Origin of the sequence: Rhodococcus sp. IEGM 1306 (genome assembly GCF_036541985.1) — a bacterium.
Lineage (GTDB): Bacteria > Actinomycetota > Actinomycetes > Mycobacteriales > Mycobacteriaceae > Rhodococcus_F > Rhodococcus_F qingshengii.
Genome location: NZ_JAZHFF010000037.1, coordinates 1 through 3,916 on the forward strand (window position 1 = coordinate 1; position 3,916 = coordinate 3,916).

6 protein-coding genes are annotated in these 3,916 nt (G+C 53.9%); all 6 read right to left on the minus strand.

Going from position 1 to position 3,916, the window contains the following annotated elements:
• Window positions 1–73: 73 nt before the first annotated feature.
• Entirely contained in the window at window positions 74–448 is a 375-nt protein-coding gene (locus V3587_RS30580; RefSeq protein ID WP_283377717.1) for a hypothetical protein, read from the minus strand.
• Between the two features lie 70 nt (window positions 449–518).
• Entirely contained in the window at window positions 519–923 is a 405-nt protein-coding gene (locus tag V3587_RS30585) for a DUF7210 family protein (protein ID WP_283377718.1), read from the minus strand.
• 46 nt (window positions 924–969) lie between these two features.
• Window positions 970–1,347: a hypothetical protein gene (locus tag V3587_RS30590; protein WP_283377719.1), complete on the minus strand. Its 378-nt coding sequence runs from the start codon at window positions 1,345–1,347 to the stop codon at window positions 970–972.
• A gap of 8 nt (window positions 1,348–1,355) precedes the next feature.
• A complete protein-coding gene (locus tag V3587_RS30595) occupies window positions 1,356–2,180 on the minus strand; it encodes a hypothetical protein (RefSeq protein WP_283377720.1) in 825 nt (274 codons plus the stop codon).
• A 127-nt stretch (window positions 2,181–2,307) separates the two neighbouring features.
• Window positions 2,308–2,682 (minus strand): DUF2190 family protein, encoded by a 375-nt coding sequence (locus V3587_RS30600; RefSeq protein ID WP_073512331.1) that lies wholly within the window; start codon window positions 2,680–2,682, stop codon window positions 2,308–2,310.
• A partial coding sequence (locus tag V3587_RS30605) for a phage protease (RefSeq protein ID WP_317829934.1) occupies window positions 2,683–3,916 on the minus strand: 1,234 nt, incomplete at its 5' end.

Genomic DNA, 3,916 nt, shown 5'->3' on the forward strand with positions numbered 1-3,916 from the left:
CCACGGACTACGAACAGTCACTGACCGCGACCTCGATGGCCGCGTGACCACTGTCCACTTTTCGGGGTGAACCTCATTGCACGAAGCGCGCAATGACGATCCCACCCTCTACATACAGAATATTGATGATGTCCATCGAGCAGTACTCCAGTGCTGCATCCGAGAACGTCTCCCACGACGTATCCGTAAGGCTCCGAACACGATTCAGCTGCGCTCGTTCTTCACGGGCATCCGTGATCGCACTAATCCCAAAGAGAGCGAAGGGCACGCCGATCATGAACCCCATAGCCGATGTCATCGCGTTGAGCAGGAATCCATGGTCGCCCCACCAACCCCGACTATCTCCCACGATCCCGAGAAATAAGAGGACTGCGCCTGTCACTACCATCGCAACAGCAACGATCCGCAATATGACAGACGTGTCGTTCCAAGTGGCCTTTAGATTCACACCGAGGACACTATCCAATACAAAGACCGCCCTCTCAGGCGGTCTCACATACTCTGGTGCGTCGTAAGCTTTACTTCGCTGGTGTATTGGTCTTTGTGTCTGGAGCCTTCTTAGCGGCGTCCTGAGCGTCTTTGACGAGCTTTTCAGCGTCGATCTTGGAGTCAGCGAGGGCTTTCTCAGCCTCCTCAACCTTCAGGCCGGCCACTTCCTCCGCTTTCCCGATGATGGTTTTCGCTTCATCTTCGGCAACGGATTTGATCTTGTCGGCCTCTTTCTGAGCCTCTGCCACAATGGTTTTCGCTTCATCTTCGGCTGTTTCGATTGCCGAAGTCTGCTCGACTACTGTGCTCGGATCTTGTGCTGCGCCTGCTCGGATCAGTTCGTTGACGATCTTTTTGTCGCCTTCGAACGTGTCCCCTGGTTTGTAGTCTTTGCCATCGTGCTTGACGGCGCTGATGAGTGTCACTTTTGCCATTCCTGATTTACTCCTTTCGCCTCTGATCGGGCGTGTGTTTGTCGTTCTAAGCTGAGACAGTGCCGGTTGCCACTGATACCCAAAGGTTGCCAGCGCCAGCGACGTCACCTGCGTAGAGAGTCACCTCTTTACCTGCAGCGATAGACGTGAGATTCGAAACTCCTGTCACTGCGATCGCAGCTGATGTGTTGCTGTTGACTAGTTTCACTACAGTGTTGTCCGCAGGTGAGGCAGGCATACCGATACCGGCATCCTGCTCATCCACGAAGAGAACAACTGAAGCGTCGGTCGGGACGTTGTATTTCGCAGCGTTCGCTCCGACAACGTAAGTCTTGGCATTGCTACCAAGGCCTGGGTTGGCAGCGGTGTCTACCACCGCGCCAACGAGTTTCGCTCCTCTGAATCCTGGTTCAATTCGCGTCATACCGCCCCCTAGCTCGCAAATGCGTTCTTGATTAGGTAGTAAGCCTCAGGAAGCAAGAGCTGGTAGTTGTAGTAGTCACGAACGACGATCTCAGTCTTCGGAGGGTTGTTGATGTACTCCTTCGTGACTTCACGGCTGTTCTCGAGTTGGAACTTGTAACCACCGTTGATCTGTTTGCGGCCTGGACGATCTGTGACGTATGCGAGCAGAACGTCACCGCTCCATAGTCGCTGGATGTCGTCAGCAAGACCTTCCTTGCCGAGGTTGGCTTTCGCCTTACCGATGAGGATCTGTTTGAAGCCGAACGGCGCGAAGACTCCGAGTAGGTCCTGGTACCCAACTGGGCCTGATTTAGTCCATTTGAGGTAGTCACGGATCTCAGGGTGGTTGATCAGCACGTTGTAGTCGTTGCGACCAAGGACGAGGGTGTTGAAGTCTACGAAGAGTGCTGAGTTGACCGCTGCTGTGATGTCCTTGACTGGGTTCGAGTGTTCGAGGTCGCTCCACTGAGACTGACCGCTGAGTGTCGTGTTGTTCGTGACGATGCTCGTGTTGGTCACCATGTCAGTCATGGCCTTCTCATCGATCAATTCCATGACCGAGAGGATGTTTTCTGTTGTGTCGCTTTCTGGTTCGAACGGATCGTCGGTCTGGTCGTAGTCGTCTTTGTAGACGGAATCAGACAGAGAGTGCTCATTGAGCGGTTGACCTGGAACGAACTTGCGACTGAAGTTCACGCTCTTTGACTTTGAGTCACCAGTTCGGAGCGAGTTGTCCGGCATCTGAAGGTTCTCTTTGCCATACTCACCGACGAGGAAGGTTGGTTTCTTCACTTGCACTGTCGGGAACAACTTGTTCGCTACGAAGTCTTCCTGCTGGTTGAACCATGCGTTGGCGACGCCTGTGAGCTGCGTATCGATGTAGGTTGGTTGGTTTGCCATATTAAGTTGTCAGCCTTTCTTAGATCTTTTCGTTAAATTTGAAGTACTCGGCCACCTCTCCAGATGTCGTTGTACGTACTGCTCGGCCGATCACTCGGTTGCCAGTGGTTGTTGTTGAAATTGCGAGTCCAGCACCGTTTGTGGTGATGAGCGCGTCTTTGGTGATGTTCGCGCCAGTCTTGACTTTGAACGAACCTGATCCGTTGACGAGAACGACGTCAGCCGTGCGTCCCGCCTTCGGCTCGTTGTCGATCACACCGAGGATCGCGTCTGTGGCTGCTGTCGCCTGAACGACTTTGCCGTCGGCGTCAAGCTTGACCACCGTGTAGCGCTTGCCTGTGAAATCTGCTGCGGCCTCAGCACTGTAGTTCTGGCCGGGTTGGATAGCTGTCATCTATTTGTCCTCCTCTTCGTCTTTGATTCGTTGTTTCAGCTCTGCGTCTGCAGCCAGGATGTCCTTGCGCGCTTGTGAATACGACAGAACAGATCCCTTGTCAGCAGATGCTTTGATCGCTGCTGCTACCTGTGCGTGTAGTTCAGCAGATGCAGATGCAGTCACCGCTGCTCCCTGATCACCGATCTCCTTGCCGTCGATCTCGTTCTTAGGGAGGCCGGCTAGAAGTGTTTCGAGTTCCTTGCGGTCGTCTCCACGTGATGCAAGTAGTTGTTTCGTCCAGCGCGCCTTGTCGCCGCTCTTGATCTGACCAGCTTTGATGCTGCGATCTACGATCTCTTCAGCGTCACGCTGATCGAGCTGTTGTCGTGCTTCACGGCCAGCTTGGGCGTCAGCTTCAAGTTTCGCCAAGCGGTCGGCAGTGATTGAGACACCACCGTTGCGGCTTGCTTCGATCTTGTCCGTCTCTGCTTGTTCTGCAGCAGCCTTAGCGTCTGCTTCCGCTTGCTCAGCGGCTTCCTTATCGGCAGCTTCTTTCGATGCGTCGGCGTTGGCCGCTTCGTCATCAGCCTCTTCGAGTCCGAAGGTCTTCAGCTCTTCTGCTGTGAGGTCTGCTTTGTTCTCGCTCAGGAATGTTTTCTCTTCCTCAGTAAGGTCAGCAACTTGTTTTGCTCGAATCTCCTTTAGATCCATAGGTTCTCCTTGATTATGTTTATCACCGTCACCGGCAGCGCTTGCGTTCACCCTTTTAGGTGGAATACGCGAGGCCATTATCGGTTTCAGCTTCTTGAATAGTGGGGTATTAGTCAGGCCAGCACCTGTCAGCACATTGGCCGTGAACTCGGGGATGCCATCAGTACCTTCGGGCCCTTCTGGGTCCGAGTAGGGAAGCGATCCTCGCGGACAGAACTCTGGCGAAATGTACGCCCACTCTCCGTCTTTCAGCCCTTTGGCACCTTCTGGTGTCCACTCCACACTAGCGACCAGCGCTTGGCGAGCTTCGTTCACGCTGAGTGCAGTAATCCAGCCCGCAGCTTTATCCCACGACTCATGCGCATAGTTGATCGGTGCGCGCTTGTCGCCTTCAACCAGCCCAATGCCCTTGGCAAAGTTGGCCGCATACTCGTGAAGATCAGCAAGAGTGATCTCGAAGTCACGAGTAATGATCAGAACCTGTGGATCCCGGGAGGACGTACCTTCCCGGATGATGATCTGCAAGGAATCGGAATTCTGA

What these genes read in the sequence shown, in the direction of transcription:
- V3587_RS30590 (WP_283377719.1), bottom strand. Translation starts at nt 1,347, where the DNA reads ATGACGCGAATTGAACCAGGATTCAGAGGAGCGAAACTCGTTGGCGCG.
- V3587_RS30585 (WP_283377718.1), bottom strand. Translation starts at nt 923, where the DNA reads ATGGCAAAAGTGACACTCATCAGCGCCGTCAAGCACGATGGCAAAGAC.
- V3587_RS30600 (WP_073512331.1), bottom strand. Translation starts at nt 2,682, where the DNA reads ATGACAGCTATCCAACCCGGCCAGAACTACAGTGCTGAGGCCGCAGCA.